This is a genomic window from Nocardia sp. NPDC057440 (assembly GCF_042802915.1).
Classification (GTDB): Bacteria; Actinomycetota; Actinomycetes; order Mycobacteriales; family Mycobacteriaceae; genus Nocardia.
Genome location: NZ_JBHVDF010000011.1, coordinates 201546 through 218898, shown reverse-complemented (window position 1 = coordinate 218898; position 17353 = coordinate 201546). Strand labels below are relative to the sequence as shown.

11 protein-coding genes are annotated in these 17353 nt (G+C 67.3%); 8 read left to right on the top strand and 3 right to left on the bottom strand.

Going from position 1 to position 17353, the window contains the following annotated elements:
- Positions 1–134: 134 nt before the first annotated feature.
- The 4 genes from ACFU4Z_RS23370 (at position 135) to ACFU4Z_RS23355 (ending at position 5095) form a co-directional block, all read left to right on the top strand.
- Positions 135–1328 carry a glycosyltransferase gene (locus ACFU4Z_RS23370; RefSeq protein ID WP_379066391.1) on the top strand — a complete coding sequence of 398 codons (1194 nt, stop codon included), beginning with the start codon at positions 135–137 and terminating at the stop codon, positions 1326–1328.
- Positions 1325–2335, top strand: coding sequence for a glycosyltransferase (locus tag ACFU4Z_RS23365; RefSeq protein WP_379066389.1), 1011 nt, complete (start codon positions 1325–1327; stop codon positions 2333–2335). Before ACFU4Z_RS23370 ends, ACFU4Z_RS23365 begins: the two co-directional genes overlap by 4 nt.
- Positions 2335–3645 (top strand): glycoside hydrolase family 130 protein, encoded by a 1311-nt coding sequence (locus tag ACFU4Z_RS23360; protein ID WP_379066387.1) that lies wholly within the window; start codon positions 2335–2337, stop codon positions 3643–3645. Before ACFU4Z_RS23365 ends, ACFU4Z_RS23360 begins: the two co-directional genes overlap by 1 nt.
- Positions 3646–3850: 205 nt before the next feature.
- The gene (locus ACFU4Z_RS23355) at positions 3851–5095 is read left to right on the top strand and encodes a fatty acid desaturase family protein (RefSeq protein ID WP_379066385.1); all 1245 of its coding nucleotides are present in this window, start codon (positions 3851–3853) and stop codon (positions 5093–5095) included.
- Between the two features lie 12 nt (positions 5096–5107).
- Here the strand turns inward: ACFU4Z_RS23355 and ACFU4Z_RS23350 are convergent, their stop codons facing one another.
- Positions 5108–5836, bottom strand: coding sequence for a TetR/AcrR family transcriptional regulator C-terminal domain-containing protein (locus ACFU4Z_RS23350; RefSeq protein ID WP_379066383.1), 729 nt, complete (start codon positions 5834–5836; stop codon positions 5108–5110).
- 403 nt (positions 5837–6239) lie between these two features.
- Between ACFU4Z_RS23350 and ACFU4Z_RS23345 the strand changes: the two genes are divergently transcribed.
- Both ACFU4Z_RS23345 and ACFU4Z_RS23340 read left to right on the top strand, forming a co-directional pair.
- Positions 6240–7340 (top strand): tryptophan 7-halogenase, encoded by a 1101-nt coding sequence (locus ACFU4Z_RS23345; protein WP_379066381.1) that lies wholly within the window; start codon positions 6240–6242, stop codon positions 7338–7340.
- The gene (locus ACFU4Z_RS23340; RefSeq protein ID WP_379066379.1) at positions 7237–9054 is read left to right on the top strand and encodes a LodA/GoxA family CTQ-dependent oxidase; all 1818 of its coding nucleotides are present in this window, start codon (positions 7237–7239) and stop codon (positions 9052–9054) included. Before ACFU4Z_RS23345 ends, ACFU4Z_RS23340 begins: the two co-directional genes overlap by 104 nt.
- 81 nt (positions 9055–9135) lie before the next feature.
- Here the strand turns inward: ACFU4Z_RS23340 and ACFU4Z_RS23335 are convergent, their stop codons facing one another.
- Positions 9136–10212, bottom strand: a complete 1077-nt coding sequence (locus ACFU4Z_RS23335; protein WP_379066543.1) for a PDR/VanB family oxidoreductase — start codon at positions 10210–10212, stop codon at positions 9136–9138.
- Between the two features lie 193 nt (positions 10213–10405).
- Between ACFU4Z_RS23335 and ACFU4Z_RS23330 the strand changes: the two genes are divergently transcribed.
- Both ACFU4Z_RS23330 and ACFU4Z_RS23325 read left to right on the top strand, forming a co-directional pair.
- Entirely contained in the window at positions 10406–11020 is a 615-nt protein-coding gene (locus ACFU4Z_RS23330) for a TetR/AcrR family transcriptional regulator (RefSeq protein WP_379066376.1), read from the top strand.
- 328 nt (positions 11021–11348) lie between these two features.
- The gene (locus tag ACFU4Z_RS23325) at positions 11349–11933 is read left to right on the top strand and encodes a hypothetical protein (protein WP_379066374.1); all 585 of its coding nucleotides are present in this window, start codon (positions 11349–11351) and stop codon (positions 11931–11933) included.
- 16 nt (positions 11934–11949) lie between these two features.
- On the opposite strand, the gene ACFU4Z_RS23320 is transcribed toward ACFU4Z_RS23325, so the two are convergent.
- Positions 11950–17184, bottom strand: coding sequence for an amino acid adenylation domain-containing protein (locus tag ACFU4Z_RS23320; protein ID WP_379066372.1), 5235 nt, complete (start codon positions 17182–17184; stop codon positions 11950–11952).
- Positions 17185–17353: the final 169 nt, after the last annotated feature.

The window sequence follows — 17353 nt, the reverse complement described above, 5'->3', positions numbered from 1 at the left end:
GGGCCTAGTGGTCGATCCGCCCGTGTCGTAGTCCGGAGCGGATTCTCAAGCGCTCCAGCGCAGCACGATAGCCAATTGAGTGGCTACAGACAGCGCCACCGTAGACGCTGCCTCGAAACAGGAAGGCTGACGTCGTGTCAGTTCGATCCTATGGAGTTCTGAGCACGTATCCACCCACTCAGTGCGGGTTGGCGACCTTCACCGACGCCTTGGTCACTTCGCTGATGTCGAAAGACAATGGTTATACACCGGTCGATTTGGTCCGTGAACCGGTTCGCGAGGTGAGCACCGTCGGTGTCGTCGCCGTTGTCGACACCCCCGAGCAGACACCGCTGCCCGAGGTGGCGCATCAGTGGGTGCGCAGCGCACGCGGCGGCGCGATCGCCGCCGCCGCGGCGCTCAACCGCTATGACGTGGCGATAGTCCAGCACGAGTACGGCATCTTCGGCGGGCGAGACGGTGCGGATGTACTCGAAACCGTTCGCGCCCTTCGCATTCCGGCGATCGTGGTGCTGCACACCGTGCTGGCCACCCCGACGTCCCGGCAACGGGTGATCCTCGAAGAGCTCGCCCGCATCTGCGCTGCGGTCGTCACGATGACGAAAACCGCGGGCCAGCGGCTCATCGATCACTACACGGTCGACCCGGCGAAGATCCGGCTGATCCCGCACGGAGCCGCCGACAACCGCGCCGGACAGCCCGAGGACCGGCACCAGCCGATCTCACGATCACCGGTCATCCTCACCTGGGGGCTGCTCGGCGCCGGCAAGGGCATCGAATGGGGCATCGACGCGATGGCTCAGCTCGCGGATCTGCGACCTGCGGCGCACTATCGGGTGGTCGGACAGACCCACCCCCGGGTGCTGGAACAGCATGGCGAGTCCTACCGCACCGGACTCGTCGAACGTGCCCGTCGTCGCGGGGTCGGCAACGCGGTGCATTTCGATGCCCGCTACCTGTCGAGCGCCGAGCTGTACCGGCTGATCCGGCAGGCCGATGTCGTACTCCTGCCCTATGATTCGCGCGAACAGGTGACCTCGGGCGTGTTGATCGAGGCCGTCGCCGCGGGCAAACCGGTGGTGTCGACGGCCTTCCCGCATGCGCGGGAGTTGTTGTCGAGCGGCGCGGGCCTGCTCGTCGAGCGAGAGTCGCCCACTGCCATCGCGACAGCACTGCGCCGCGTGCTCACCGAGCCCGGCCTCGCGGATCGCATGGGCGAGGAAGCCGATCGTCTTGCACCCGAACTGCTCTGGTCCTCGGTGAGCCGCAAGTATCGCGCGCTCGCCACGGAAACCTTGCAGGCCGACCGAAAGCTGGCCACCGCATGAACAACACCATCACCATTTCCTACGCACACATGTTCCGGCTCAGTGATGACTGCGGGATCTTCGAGCACGCGAAGTTCACCGAACCGCGCACCGAAAACGGCTATTGCGTCGATGACGTCGCGCGCGCCCTCGTTGTCGCCGTCCGCGAGCCTGAGCCCGGCACGCAATTGCTGGCCCTCACGCAGGTCTATCTGGACTTCGTTGTCAGCGCACTCACCACCGACGGCCGCTTCCACAATCGCCGTGGATCCGACCGCACCTGGCAGGACGAGCCGAGCCTCGAAGACCATTGGGGCCGCGGCCTGTGGGCGCTCGGCTCGGTGGTCGCCCGAAGGCCGGACCTGGCGGAGGCCGCGCTCGCGCATTTCACCGTCGGTGCGCGACGGCGTTCGCAATGGCCGCGCGCGATGGCCTTCGCGGCGCTCGGTGCGGCCGAAGTGCTGCAGGCCGATCCGACCAACCAGGTCGCCCGTGAGCTACTGGCCAGCGCGAGCGCGCTGATCGGGCCACCGACCCGAAAACTGCACTGGCGCTGGCCCGAACCCCGGCTCGACTACGCCAATGCGGTGCTGGCCGAGGCGATTCTGGTGGCGGGCGCGGCCCTCGGCGAGGAAAGGACACACGCCGATGGGCTGGTAATGCTGCGCTGGCTGCTCGAGGTGGAAACGGCGGGCGACCATCTGTCGGTGACCCCCGTCGACGGCTGGACCACCGGCGAGCTGCGACCCGGATTCGATCAGCAGCCGATCGAGGTCGCGAGTCTGGCAGACGCGTGCGCGCGCGCCTACGACCAGACCGGCGACCAGCGCTGGAAGGATGCGGTCCTGTTGTGCGACAGCTGGTTCCGCGGTGCGAACGACGCCGGGACACCATTGCTCGACGAGGTCAGCGGCGGCTGCTGTGACGGACTGGAGCCGACCGGCAGAAACGAAAACCAAGGCGCCGAGTCGACACTCGCGCTGATTTCCACCCAGCAACAGGCCCGCCGACTGCAGCGGGAGCGGTAATGACAGACCCCGCGGCGCCGAGTCCGGCCCAGCTCGCGCGGCGGGGCGACCAGGCGCTGTATCCCGACCAACGCCGGGTCTTGGCCAGACTGTTCCTGCCCGGCCAGGAAATTCTCGGGCAAGGCATGTCGCGCGCCGACGCCATCATCGGGAGAGTCCTCGGCCTCTCCGATGCGGCGGTGCCGGCCACCCTGGCCGACACGATGAGCCGGTTCGGCCAACGGCACCGCGATATCGGCGCAATGTTCGCGACGCACTACGCACAGGTCGCGCACCGGGTACCGCGCACATCGACGCCGGCGCTCGAACGCCGTCAGCTCATCGGCGCCTGCTTCACCCAGGAGTACGCGGTCGAAGCCGCGGCGTTGTTCAATCCGTCGATCGTCGCGCACCCCGATCAATCCGGTGTCGCCCCTGGCGAACTGCGCTTCGTCATGAGCCTGCGCGCGCTCGGTGAAGGACATATTTCGAGCATCGAGTTCCGGACCGGCCTGCTCGGACAAGGAGATTCGGTTCGGCTGGACGAGCAGACGCCCTACATCCAGACCGGGCAGTTCACCTCGACGACGTCCGGCGACTACACCGTGGCCTTTCCGGCCGAACTCCCGATGTGCGAGCGGGTGCTCTTCCCGGCCGTCGACGAGGAGAGCCGTGGGATCGAGGACGCGCGATTCACCCGGTTCGTCGCGGCGGGCGGTACCGTGACGTATTACGCCACCTACACCGCGTTCGACGGCGCGGTCGTCACACCGAGACTCCTGCAGACCGGCGATTTCGTCACCTTCGTCAGCACCGCGCTTGCCGGAGATGGGGCCGGGGACAAAGGGATGGCGCTCTTTCCTCGACAGGTCGGTGGCCGATATCTGATGCTGTCGCGGTGGGATCGGGAAAGCATCAGCGTGGTCGGCTCGCCCGACGCCCGCGTGTGGAGTGACCCGGTCACCGTCTATCGACCAACCCAGCCATGGGAGCTGATCCAGCTCGGCAATTGCGGTCCGCCGATCGAAACACCCGCGGGCTGGCTGGTGCTGACCCATGGCGTCGGACCGATGCGCACCTACGGCATCGGCGCGATTCTGCTCGACCTCGACGATCCGACCCGGGTCATCGGCGCTCTGCGCAGGCCGCTGCTGGCGCCGAACGAGGCCGAGCGCAACGGCTATGTGCCCAACGTCGTGTATTCCTGCGGCGCACTGGTCCACCAGGACACCCTCGTGCTGCCCTACGGGCGCAGCGACTCAGCGGTCGGATTCGCGTTCATATCGCTGCCCGCGCTGCTGCGGCAGCTCCTGGAAGCCGGTCCCGACTGAGGGGCTCGCGCACTGTTTCATCGTTTATTCACACTGTAGTTGTGACGCGTTGACCTACAGCGTTGACACTTATCCTATACGGGCGTGTACTGGAGTTCTGGCAGATCCGATCTCGGGCACGTGTGGTTCCACCCGGACCGGCCCGTTCATCACGCCGGTGACCGCGCACCAGAGTTTCGATCTGACCGAACAACGAGGACCTGGTATGGCAATCACCGAAATCAAGGAATACGCGCATTTGAGCGCGGCCGATGTCGAGGCGCTCGGGCGCGAACTCGATGCGATCCGCGGGGACATCACCGAGCAGCGTGGCGAGCGGGACGCGGCGTACATCCGTCGCACAATTGCCTTCCAGCGGATACTGGACGCCGTGTCGCGGTTGGTGATCGTCGGCAGCAGGACCAAGGCCGGTTGGCTGCTCGGCACCGCGGGCTTGGCGGTGGCCAAGAGCATCGAGAACATGGAAGTCGGCCACAATGTGTGCCACGGCCAATGGGATTGGATGAACGATCCCGAAATACATTCCAGCACGTGGGAATGGGACATGGCGGGGGTTTCGGCGCAGTGGCGCTATTCGCACAACTATCGCCACCATGTGTTCACGAATGTGCTCGACATGGACGACGACATCGGCTTCGGCGTCATGCGGGTGACACGCGACCAAACCTGGCAGCCCCGTTTTCTGCTGCAGCCATTGCAGAATCTGTTCCTGGCCGCCACCTTCGAATGGGGTATCGCCCTGCACGGCATGTATGCCGAGCGTGATCGCATGCCAACCCAAGAGCAGAAGACCGCGCAGACCAGGGCGATGATCGGCAAGCTCGCCCGGCAGGCAGGAAAGGACTATCTGCTCTTCCCCGCACTCAGCGGGCGGCGGTGGCGGCGAACCATGGCCGCGAATGCCTCCGCCAATGTGCTGCGCAATATCTGGGCGTATCTGGTGATCTTCTGCGGACATTTCCCCGACGGCGCCGAGAAATTCACTCCCGAAGTCATGGAGCACGAGACCAAACCGGAGTGGTACCTGCGGCAGATGCTCGGCACCGCGAACTTCGATGCGGGCCCGCTGCTGGCATTCATGAGCGGAAACCTGTGCTATCAGATCGAACACCACCTGTTCCCGGATCTGCCGAGCAATCGCTATGCCGAGATCGCCGAGCGAGTGCGCGCCCTCTGTGACAAATACGATCTGCCCTACACCACCGGTTCGTTGACCCACCAGTACCTGCTGACGCTGCGCACCATCCACAAACTCGCTCTCCCTGACCGCTTCCTCACCGCCACCAGTGATGACGCACCCGAGACAGCGTCCGAACGACGATTCGACAAGGACATCGCCGCGACGACATCGGACACCGGCTCAGCGGCTACCCGACGCGGTCTGCGCACCGCGCTGAAGAACCGCGCCCTCCGGCGGCGCATCGAAACAATCGCCGCACTGCGCCATTGAGAGCGGACGGCATCACCCGCGCGGGGTGCGCGCGACCTCGCCGGGATCGGGCAGCGTCGCGGTGAGACCGGCGAGCAGGATGTCGAGGCCACGCTCGAGTTCCGCAGCGCCGTCGTAGGAGGCCAGGACGGGGGCCAGTTCGCGCAGCAGCGGAAACTCACCGATCGGCAGCCGGTGCAGCCCGAGGCGCAGCACTTCGTCGGTTTCCTCCGGTCGTTCCACGAGCTCTTGGAGTTCGTTGAGGATGTGGCCGTAGAGGAATCCGAAGAGCGCACGGTAGATATGCAGTGCGTCGGCTCCAGAGAATCCCGCGCGGGTCAGCAAGCCGATGATGTCTTCCAAAGGCCGCACCACGGCGCGGGGCCGCATCCCCAACGGCGTCGCCAACGGCCGTGTCACCAGCAGCGGAACCGCGCGCGGATGCGCGAGCGCCAGTTGCCGGAAGTCGCGCGCGACCACACGCAACTGGTCGGCCCAATCGGTACCGGTGGCATCGACCGTGAGTTGGGCGAACACCGACTCGGCGACACCGTCGAGCACCGCGGCCTTGTTCGGCACATGCCGATAGATCACCATCGGATCCCGGCCCACCGCGTCGGCCAAGCGGCGCATCGACAACCCCTCGACCCCGTCCCGATCGACGATCTTCAGCGCGGCCGCGAGCACCACCGCCCGCGTGATCTGGCCGTTGTCACGACCCCCTGCGGCAGCGCCCTTGCCGCCGGTCGGTGATTCGGCCATCACGGGCACTCCCTCGATAAAACCAGTGTGGGTCATGAGTGTATACCTACAGCGTTGACACCTGGGGGTCATCGGAGTTCACTGGAGGTATTCGGCGACCCAGCTGGTTACCGCCCATAGAAAGCCGCCGCAATGACGCTCGCCGACAAAGCCCGCACCGCGCTCCGTGCCATCAAGCGATTCCTCCGCCCCAGCGAACCTGCATCGATGCAGGACGAGGGCCGCCCCACCCGCGCAGCAGCCAAGGCCGAACAAGCAGCCCGCAAACTCGGCCGAAGCCACGAGCGCTGAGCGGTACCGACACCGAGCACGGACCGATACTCGAGCACGCTGCGGGGTGTGCGAGTAGGACGAGTACTCGACTACCCGTGTAGGCGAGGTGCGCCGGTTCTACCGTGGGGCAATGGCCGTCCCCCAGCTCTCGGTGGATGTCGCCATCGCGGGCGCGGGAGTCGCTGGATCGGTGGCGGCGTTGATCGCTGCCCGCGCAGGCAGGAGCGTCGCGCTCATCCACGCACGGCCGCGCCGCCGAAATCGGGGCGAGACAGTGCCACCCGAGTTCCGGCCGCTGCTGGAAGAACTCGGACTCTGGCCGGAATTCCTCCGGTCCGCACCCCGTGAATGTTGGAGCAATCACTCGTGCTGGGGTAGCGCGCATCCGCGCGAACGGCATTACATCTGCCACCCGTACGGATGTGCTTGGCACCTCTGCCTGCCCGCTTTCGAGGCCGAGCTGCGCGCGGCAGCGACCCAACAGCGCGTCCGCCTGATCGACGGCCATGTCACGCGTGCCGAGAACCGCACCGAACACGCTGCGCTGCACGTCGAAACATCCGACCACGCGATACGCGTCGATGCCGCCGTGGTGATCGATGCGACCGGCCGCTCGGCGCGGGTGGCCCGTGGGCTCGGCGCCACCCGCCTCAACATCGATCAAACGACGAGTTTCGCCGCGACCTGCGAACCCGCCGGAAATGCCGGGGTGACCGATACTTTGGTGGAAGCCACCGATATCGGCTGGTGGTATTCGGCACCGGCGACCGATGGACTATCGGTCATGTTGGTCACCGACACCGAGGTCGTCGATCTCGGGGCGAACGGACTGGGCGAGCAGTGGGTCGCGTTGCTGCATCGAGCTCCGAACACCAGTGCGCGCGCCCGGGCGGCAGCCGACCCCGCCATTGCCGTCGCCGCGGCCGGGCCGTCCAGGCTGCACCCTGTTGCCGGGCCGAATTGGCTCGCCGTCGGTGACGCCGCGGCCACCTACGACCCGCTCAGCAGCAGCGGGATCCTGCATGGGGTCAGCAGCGCGGCCGCGGGGGCGCGGGCCGCCGATGCGCTACTCGCCCAGCACTTTTCGGCCATCACCGATTACACACACCACGAGACGGAGTTATTCGATGACCACCTCCGACAGCGCAGCGCCCGATACCGGTCCGAGCAGCGGTGGCCCGCCTCGGCCTTCTGGACTCGCCGCGGCATCCCCGCCGCCGGCCGGCAGTGACACCGACCCGTCGCACATCGCCTTCGCGCGGATCCATCCCGGCATCGGAGTGGCGCGCGTCGGCAACAGTCCGGACGAGTTCTTCCTCGGACCGGAAGCGCCGGGGATTCCGGCGAACCCCGAGGGGCCGTTCAAGGACGCACAAGGTCGGATGAAGCGGCAGGCTGCTCGATTTCGGCTGTACGGGTACAACGCCGCGGGCAAGGTGGTGCGGGAGCTGACCGCGGCCGAGGCGGATATCGGCTGGACGGTCCACCTGGTGAACGCGAAGGCCGCCGCGGAGACGTTCGAGGCGCCGGGCGTGCCGCGACGACCGCGCAACGCCACGATCGCGGACACCCCCGAAAATCCGGCTGCACGAACAGCATTGGTGATCGACCCCGGTCCACGCACGGTCTCTGGATCGAATGCGGGCGCAGCGGCACAGCGCTTCGACACCGGCAGTTTCCTCGGCGAGAAAGTCCCGCTCGGCGAACTACGCACCGACGAGGACGGCAGGCTGGTCGTACTCGGCGGCTTCGGCAGTTCGCGGTCGGTCGTGAACGCGAAAATCGAGCAATTCGCCAATAACGACACGTGGTTCGACGATACGTCCGACGGCCCGGTCACCGCGCGCGCCGTGCTGCACGATGGCCGCGAGATTCCCGTCACCGCGTCGTCGTGGGTGATCGTCGCGCCGCCGGACTACGCGCCCGCGGTCGGGAACATCGTCACCCTCCACGACGTGCAGGTCGGTATCACGCGCGCCACGACGCCACCGCCGACCATCTCGTTCACCGCCGACATCTACCCGATCCTGGCGCGCGCGGCGGGCTATCGCTGGGTCAATCTCGGCGCCAACCAGTTTCACGGCCACGGCACCGGCGGCGACTTCCTGAATCCCGAGGCGCTGCGCGTGCTGTCCGACAACGGCGCGACGGCGCGGACCGCACACATGAGCGTGTTCGGGCGGCTGCGCGATCCGAATCTGCGGGATGCCGCCGCCGCGCGTCAGGCATCGAAGCGCTTCATGCCGCCGCTGTCCGGCGACGCGGGCGACGCGCGCACCGGCCAACCGGCAACGTTCCTGGCTGTGCTGCCCCACCAATACGCGGCAATGCGCCGATGGGCCGACGGCGACTTCGACGCCGACTGGCCGGGCCGCGAGCCGACGCCACGGCGGTTCGACCAGATACCGGTGTCCGAGCAACCGGCCGCCCTCGATCGCGCGGCACTGGAGGCCTGTGCGGGCGGGCCGTTCTTCCCCGGCATCGAAATGACCTACACCAGCCGCGATCCGAGCATGTATGTGGAACCACACCGGCTGCGCCCCGACCTGTCACCCGGCGAACTCACCGAGCGAATGGCGCTGCCATGGCAGGCCGATTTCTACTACTGCCAGGTCCATTGGTGGCCCGCGCAGCGTCCCGACGAGGTGATCACCGAGGCCGCCTTCACCGAATTCCTCGCGGCCATCACCGATCCAGCCAGGTCGAGCGACCCGCAAGCCGTCGCAGCGGGTCCGCAGCCGGATATCGGCGATCTGCCCCGAACCGCACGGCCATGGGCGCGCAGCCTGCACGACACGGCAACCGTCGCCGACGACGAGATGGTGGCCGGCTGGAGCCGCCTTGGCGTGCTCCGACCGCGTCGCCTTCCCGACGGCCGGGTCGTCGTGGTCGAGGGGGAATCGGCGGACACCAGCACAGACTCGGGGACTTCGGTTACCGCGTGAACATGTCGACCCGGCACCCGCCGGATCGCCTGCAGTTCGGTAGGGACGCCGCCACGGAAGGACTTTTCGGCATTCGACCGGTCAGAGGTCGAGCACGAGACCGTCGCCTGCCGCTCGGGATACGCAGGTGAGCATAAAATTCACACGCTCCGAGTCGGGCAGTATGCGGTCGCGGTGCTCGACGTCTCCGGCGAGCACCGCGACCTTGCAGGTGCCGCAGAAACCTTGCTGGCAGGAGTAGGCGACGCTGGGGATCTCGCGTCTGATGGCAGCGAGTGCCGGCTCATCGGCGCTGACGCGGATCGTTGTCCCGCTGCGCGCCAGCCGCAGGCCGAATTCCTTGCCGCCGACGACCGGCAACGCCGAAAAGCGTTCGGTGTGCAACGATCCCGCCGGGTTGACCACGAACATCGTGCGCTGCGCGGCCTCGAGCACCGGCGGCGGGCCGCACACGTACACCGCCGCGCCGGGATCCGCCCTCGCGATCAGATCCGCGACATCCGGGGTGCCGAATTCGTCGTCGGGGCGGATCTCGAGCTCGCCTCCCGCACATGTGCTCAGTTCATCCAGAAACGGCATCGTCGCACGCGACCTGCCGAGGTAAGCCAGCTTCCAGCGGGCTCCGGCAGCCTCGGCCGCGCGCACCATGGGCAGGATCGGCGTGATTCCGATGCCGCCCGCGATGAACAGGTACGACGGCGCCTCGATGAAGGTGAACGCGTTGCGCGGACCTCGAATTCGGAGGGCGTGGCCGGCGCGCACGACCTCGTGTAACTCCCGCGATCCGCCGCCGCCGTCGTGGATTCGCCGAACGGCGATCCGATAGCGCGTCCGGTCGGCGGGTTCACCGCACAACGAATACTGGCGCTGCCGCCCCGAGGGCAGAAACACATCCAGATGCGCACCCGGCCGCCACTCGGGCAGCCGCTGCCCACCCTGCGCGACGAGCGTCAGGCTCAGCACGTCTTCGGCCTCGACACACATCGACTCGACGACGAGATCCAGCTCGAAGCCGCTGCGCCGCAGGGGGTTCGACCGCGAAAGCAACCGCGCGACCTTACCCGCGACGAACACCTGCTTGTAGGCATCCATGGCGACGCCGAGCATTCGCATGCCCGCCGAAGGCACGAATTCCGCTGCCACCGTTTCGGTTCCCATCCATCGCTCGTCGGCCGCGCCGCGGGCGACCCGGCCGGATATCGCGCTGTCGCGCCCACCAGTCCGCGCTGCGACGAGTGCCACGTCGTTGCGCATGATCTGACAGTACAGCGCAACAAATAACATTGCACTGTTGCAGCAACAATTAGATCAAGAATGTTTCAGAAAGTGCGATCCCTGCTAGCGTCGAAGCGTGACCGCCACGCCCACGACCTCGTCGAATACGCGCGAATCGGCCGAAGCCATCGAATCGCGCATCCTCGACGCCGCACTGGTTCAGTTCGAACAGGTCGGGATCAAAAAGACGACGATCGAGGACATCGCCCGCCGCGCCGGCGTCGATCGGGTCACGGTCTACCGTCGCGTCGGCTCCCGCGACGACGTCGTGCAGATGGTCACCACCCGCGAAGTGGGGCGCGTGCTCGCCGAACTCGCCGAGATGCCCGCACGCCACGACACCCTCGACGGACTCGTCGCCGACATTTTCGTCACGGTCGTCACCCGATGGCGCACCCATCCCCTCGTGCAACGGATGCTGGCCCTCGAACCCGAGCGAGTCCTTCCGCAACTCACCACCGGTGGCGCCGCCACCTTCGCCATGTCGGTCGCGGCGACGTCCGCCGCGCTGCAACAGGCCGTCGACAGCAAGCTGCTGCCGGACTCCCCCGATGTGCGGACCCGTGCGGAGATCGTCTGCCGTTTCGTGCATTCACTCGTCCTGCAGCCGGACGGATCCATCCCGCTCCAATCCACCGAAGAGCTCACCGAATTCGCCCGAAAGTATTTGGCGCCGATCATCTCCGGCTGAAATTCGCCGATTCCGTCTATACCTCGCGCCCCGCGCAACTGCCGACCGAGGGGTATCACGTGGCCCGGCAACTGTTGACCGCGCGCGACGACCACACGATGGCCGCCACCGTCACCGACCGGTCGAGCGGCCTCGCGGCCCAGACATAGCCACAAATTCGCCACACACGGGGGTTCGGCATTTCTCCCCGACCCGGCCGCGCCGACCGCTTAGGCTGGCAACCGCCGCAACGTGCGACAAATACTCGAAGTCGAGAAGCGATAAGAGGTAGACGTCCAGGAGGTGCGGAATGCCGGAAGCCGATCGTTGGCACCGATCACGTCCACTATTGATTGCGAGCATATTGCCGCTTGCGGTCGCACTCGGAACCGGAGTAGCCGACGCATCCCCGGTTGACACCGCGCAGGCGCCGACGACAGCGGACTGGCTCTCGCCGGCACACCAGGTGCAGTGGCAAGGTCCTTTCCCGGCGGATCTGCTCGCCGCCGACAGATGGACCCGCGTCGCGACGGTGGACTCGCCGGACTCGCCGCCGGCCGTGGATCAGGAGGCGATCCAGGCGTTCTGCGCGTACGTCCCCGTAGATCCCCGCACATGCATCGCCACCACCATCGACGCGGCCGTCGGTGCGGCGATCGGCGCAGGCCTCGCCGCAGGGGTGTCCGCGCCCGTCGCGATAGCCGTCGGATTGGTCGGCGCGGGCGCCGGGTTCATCGCCGGTATCCCGTTCCTGCCGACCGGCTTGGTTGTCGGCCCGCTCCTGGGCGCGGCCGTCGGCGTCGCCGTCGTTGCCGGACCTGCCGCCCTGCTCGGTGCGGCGTTCGGGGCGGCGGTCGGGGTGATCGTGGGCATCACCACGCCCCTCCCACAAGAGGACGTCCGAACCGAGGGATCCGGCGCGCCCACCACCTAGCCGAGACAAAACGCGCTCATCTATCCAGTCGTGCGTTGAGAATCCGGGCGATCTGGGCAATCGCACCCGGTTCGGTCATCGCGAGGTGGGTCGCATCGATGTCGAAAATCGACATCTGCCCGCGGACCACCCGCGCCCATCCCTCGTGACCCGCAGCATCGGATCGCCTTTCCCGCGCCGCGGTGAAATAGAGCATGTCGCTGTCCAAGACCGCGGGCCGCCACGCACTGGCCGCCCGGATCGCCAGGTTGTAGGCATCGGTCAGGCGCTCGATCCGTGCGGCGTCGATACCGAGGCTGCCCCCGAGGTGCCGTTCGATCAGGTCGGCGGCCTCCTCGGCAGTCGCATCGGGGCTCACGAAATCGACGCCCATGACCGGGCCGAGATTGCTGATCAGTTCGCCGGCCGTGACGGCGCGCAGCGTCGACTCGTCGACACCGTCCACCTCGGCGTCCAGCAGTGCCAGTAGCGCAACCTGTTCACCGGCGGCGCGCATCTCGACGGCAATGGCGTGAGCGATCACACCACCCAGCGACCAGCCGAGGAGATGATAGGGGCCGTGTGGCTGAACCGCGCGAATCTCGTCGAAGTAGCGTTCGGCCATTTCTTCGATCGATATCGGACCGGGGACCTCGCCGCCGATTTGTGGCGCCTGTATGCCGTAGATCGGTCGACCGTCGGAGAGGTACCGGTCGAGTACGCGGTAACACCACGACAGGCCCAAGGCCGGGTGGATACAGAACAGTGGTGGTCGCTCACCGCCGGTCCGGATCGGCAGCAGCGTGTCGAAGCCGACATCGGTCCGGTCGATGGCGGCACCGGAGCGCATTCTGGATTCGATCCGCTTTGCCAGGTCGGCCGGGCAGGGATCCGACACCATCCAGCTGATCGGAACCTCGTAGTCGAGTCCTTTCCGCAACTCGCTCACCACTTGCACCGACTTCAGCGAGTTGCCACCCAATGCGTAGAAGTCGTCATCGGCGCCCACCCGATCCACGCCGAGTACCACTCCGAAGGCCCGCGCGACCTCCCCTTCCAGCCACGACGATGGCTGTCTGAACTCCCCTACCGCGAGCACCGGCTCCGGTAGCCGCGTGCGGTCCAGCTTGCCCGAGGCGGTGAGGGGCACCGTGTCCAGCACCATCACCGTGGTGGGCACCATGTAGTCGGGCAGTTTGGCTGCCGCGTGCGCCGAGACCGCCGCGGTGTCGACCGTGGCGCCCGCGGCGGGCACGAGATAGCCGACCAAGTGGTCCACCGCACCGGTGGAGCGCACCACAGCGATCGCCCGGGCGATGCTGGGGTGCTCGGCGAGTACTGCCTCGATTTCACCGAGTTCGATACGCAGGCCACGCAGCTTCACCTGGAAATCGGTGCGGCCCAGGTATTCCAATTCGCCGGTCTGGCGCCAGCGCACCAAGTCGCCGGTGCGGTACAGACGCCGGCCGTCACCGTACGGGTCGGGCACGAACCGTTCCGCGGTGAGGCCCGGACGTGACTGATAGCCGCGCGCGAGCTGGGTGCCCGCCAAGTACAGCTCCCCGGCGACACCGGGCGGTACCGGATGTAACCGGTTGTCGAGTACGTATGCCCGCGCGTTCCATACCGGTGTGCCCATCGGCATGCTCCCGCTGTCGGCTTCGGTCACCCGATGCGCGGTCGCGCACACGGTGAACTCGGTCGGCCCGTACAGATTGTGCAACTCGACTCCGGGCACTATTCGCCGCACCGCGGCCACCACCTCGGGGCCGAATGCCTCACCGCCCACCAGAAGCGTCCGCACCGACTCCAGCGACTCCGCAGGCGCCGCGTCCGCGAGTACCGCAAGCATCGACGGCACGAACGCGGTGATCGTGACCCGCTGGGCGGCAATGGTTTCGGCGAGATAGGCGGGGTCGGTATGCCCGTCGGCTCGCGCGATCACCAGCCGCGCCCCCACCGCCAATGTCGCAAATAGCTCCCACACCGACATGTCGAACGTGGCCGGGGACTTCTGCAGCACGACGTCATTCGGCGTCAGCGCGTAGACCCCGCTGAACCATCGCACCTGGTTGACCACCGAACAATGCGATATCGCAACACCTTTCGGTCGACCCGTCGACCCCGAAGTGAAGAGCACGTATGCGATGTTGTGCGGTCGCAGCGGTACGAGCCGATCGGCGTCGGTGACCGGCGCGTCATCGAATCCGGACAGCTCCAGCCCATCGAGGGAGGACAACTCCAGCACCGGTGCGGCGATCGACAGCATGTACGCGATGCGGTCGGCCGGCAGGTCCGGATCGACCGGCACGTACCCACCGCCTGCGGCGTGCACCGCGTACATGGCGGTGACCTGGTCCAGTGAACGCCGCACCCGCAGCGCCACCAACGACTCCGGACCCACTCCGCGAGAAATCAACCACCGCGCCAACCGGTATACGCGAGACGCGAATTCCGCATAGGTCAGCGTCTGTTCTCCGGCTATCACCGCGGGCCGGTCCGCATGCGCCTGCGCGGAGTTGGCGAAGACGGAGGCGAGCGTCTCGCCGGGACGGAGCCCGCGATCGGTCGAATTCCACCGCGTCAGAATGGCTTCCCGTTCATCGGCGCCGAGCAGATCCACCTCGTGCACCGGCTGTGCCGGATCGGTCACCAGTGCGCCGAGCAACCGCAGCAGGCGATCGACGATCGTGGTCGCTGTCGTCGCGTCGAAGAGGTCGCTCGCGTAGATCACCCCGCCGCTGATGCCGGCCGGGCCACCGGTGGAGTCATAGGAATCCGACATCGTGATCTGCAGATCGAACAGTGCGGTGTCGGTGTCGGCCGTCACGGCCGACGCCGAGAGCCCCGGCAGTTCGAACTGGGCCATCGCGACGTTCTGGAAGGCCAGCATCACCTGGAACAGTGGATGGTGGGCGTGCGACCGCACCGGGTTCAACTCCTGCACCAGCCGCTCGAACGGAACATCGGCGTGCCCGAACGCGGCCAGATCGGTCCCGCGCCCTTGTTCGAGGAGCTGGGTGAACGTCATCCCCGGGGTCAACCGGGTCCGCAGCACCAGGGTGTTGACGAACATTCCGACCAGATCGTCGAGTTCGGGCTCGCCGCGTCCCGCATACGGAGTGCCGATCGCTATGTCGTCCGTACCCGCCAGCCGGGCCAGCGTCGCCGCCAGCGCAGCGTGGAAGACCATGAACAGCGTCGTATTGTGTGCTCGGGCGACCTGCTGTAATCCCGCATGCAGATCGGCACCGACGGTTATCGGTACGCTCGCGCCCGCATAGGTCTGCATGGGCGGACGCGGTCGGTCGGCCGGCAGCTCGAGCAAAACCGGGAGGTCCGCCAATTCGTGTGTCCAGTAGTCGATCTGGGCACGTAGCAACGATTCGGGATCGGCTTCGGTCCCCAGCACCGTCCGCTGCCAGATCGCGTAGTCGGCGTACTGCACCTGCAGCGGCGGCCAATTCGGCGCCTCCCCGAGCAGGTGTGCTGTGTACGCGGTCATCATGTCCCGTGCCAGCGGGCCGAGTGACGAACCGTCGCAGGAAATGTGGTGCACCACCACGGCCAGGACCCACTCGTTCGGCCCGAGCTCGAACAACCGTACCCGCACCGGCGCCTCGACCGTCACATCGAACACCGTCGAGACGAACGCCGACAACGACTCGGCCAGTTCCGGTTCCGCGACCGAGGTCACCGTCATCGGCGCACACGCCGCGGCGGCGGGCAGGACAACCTGCGACGGCTCACCCTCGGCATACGGGTATACGGTCCGCAGTACTTCGTGCCGGTTCAGCACATCCTCGATGGCCGCGCGCAGCGCGTCGAGATTCAGCTGTCCGGACAGCCGTAGCACGATCGGAATGCTGTAGGCGGCCGAGCCGGGCTCGAGCCGGTTCAGGAACCACATCCGCTGCTGCGCGTACGACAGGGGAATTCGCTGCGGCCGTGGCTGTGCGGTCAGCGCTACCCGTCCGGTGTCGGCCTGCGATTCGGCGCGCGCGGCCAACCGCACGACCGTCGGCGCCTCGAAAATCATCGACGCCGGGATGGTCGCGTCGAGTGCGGCGCCGATCCGCGCGGCTACCCGGGTGGCCACCAGGCTGTTGCCGCCGAGCTCGAAGAAGTCGTCGTCGGCGCCCACGGGACCGTCGATGCCGAGGACATCGGCGAATACGCCTGCGACTATTTCCTCCACCGGTGACGCCGGGGCCCGGAATCGCTTGGCCTGGACAACGGGTGCGGGCAGGGCCGCGCGGTCGAGCTTTCCATTCGGCGACAGGGGGATCGCGTCGAGGATCATCACCGCGGCGGGCACCAGGTACGACGGCAGCACCTCGGCCAACGCCGCGCCCAGCTGTTCGCCCGAGAGGCTCGCCCCGGTTTCGGGCACCGCGTAGGACACCAACTGCGCAGGACCCGTGCCCGTACGCCACGGCACCGTGACCGCGTATGCCACCTCCGCCCGCGCGCTCAGCACCGCGTCGATCTCGCCCAGCTCGACCCGGTAGCCACGGATTTTCACCTGGAAATCGTTGCGCCCCAGGAACTCCAGGTCACCGTCGGCATTCCAGCGCACCACATCACCCGTGCGGTACATGCGGCGTCCCGGTTCCCCGAACGGATGCGCCACGAACCGCGCCGCGACGGTAGCGGCCATGTTCAGGTACCCGCGCGCCAGCGCGAGGCCCGCCAGATACAACTCTCCGGCCACCCCCACCGGCACCGGCTGCAGCCGGGCGTCCAAGACCAGCGCCTGTATTCCGGGCAGCGGGACACCGATCGTCGGCCGGTCATCCGCTTGCAGAACACGCGTCGCCGTGGCGACTATCGTGGCCTCGGTCGGCCCGTACAGCACCTGGAACTTCCGGGCGCCCGCGACGTCGGTGCCCGCCCATCGGCTCACGAGATCCGCCGGGACCTCCTCACCACCGGACATCACCAGCCGCAAGTCGTCCAGCCCAGCCGGATCCAGCGACGCGAGCGCGGCCGGGGTCATGAACGCGTGGGTGACCCGCTGCACGCGCAAGAACTCGGCCAGCTCACCGCCGCCGTAGATCCCCGTCGGCGCCACGACCAGTGCACCGGCCCGGCTGACCGCAATCAGGATCTCCATCAGTGCGGCGTCGAACGATGGCGACGCGAAATGCAACACCCTGGACGTGTGCTGGAGCTCGCGGTCGGCGCGCTGCCCCGAGACGAAGTCGGCAATGCCGGCATGCGTGATGGCGACGCCCTTCGGCACCCCGGTGGATCCGGAGGTGAAGACCACGTAGGCGACATGCGAGGCCCGCAGCGGCCGCGTCCGCTCGTCATCGCCGATCGGGCCGGTCGCCGCCCCCGGGGGGGTGGGGGGGGCGGGGTGGGGGTGCCCACCCCGCCGGGATGAGCGGGATTGAAAAAGTGACCAAACCGGGGGGCACACCCACCGCGGTTCGGGT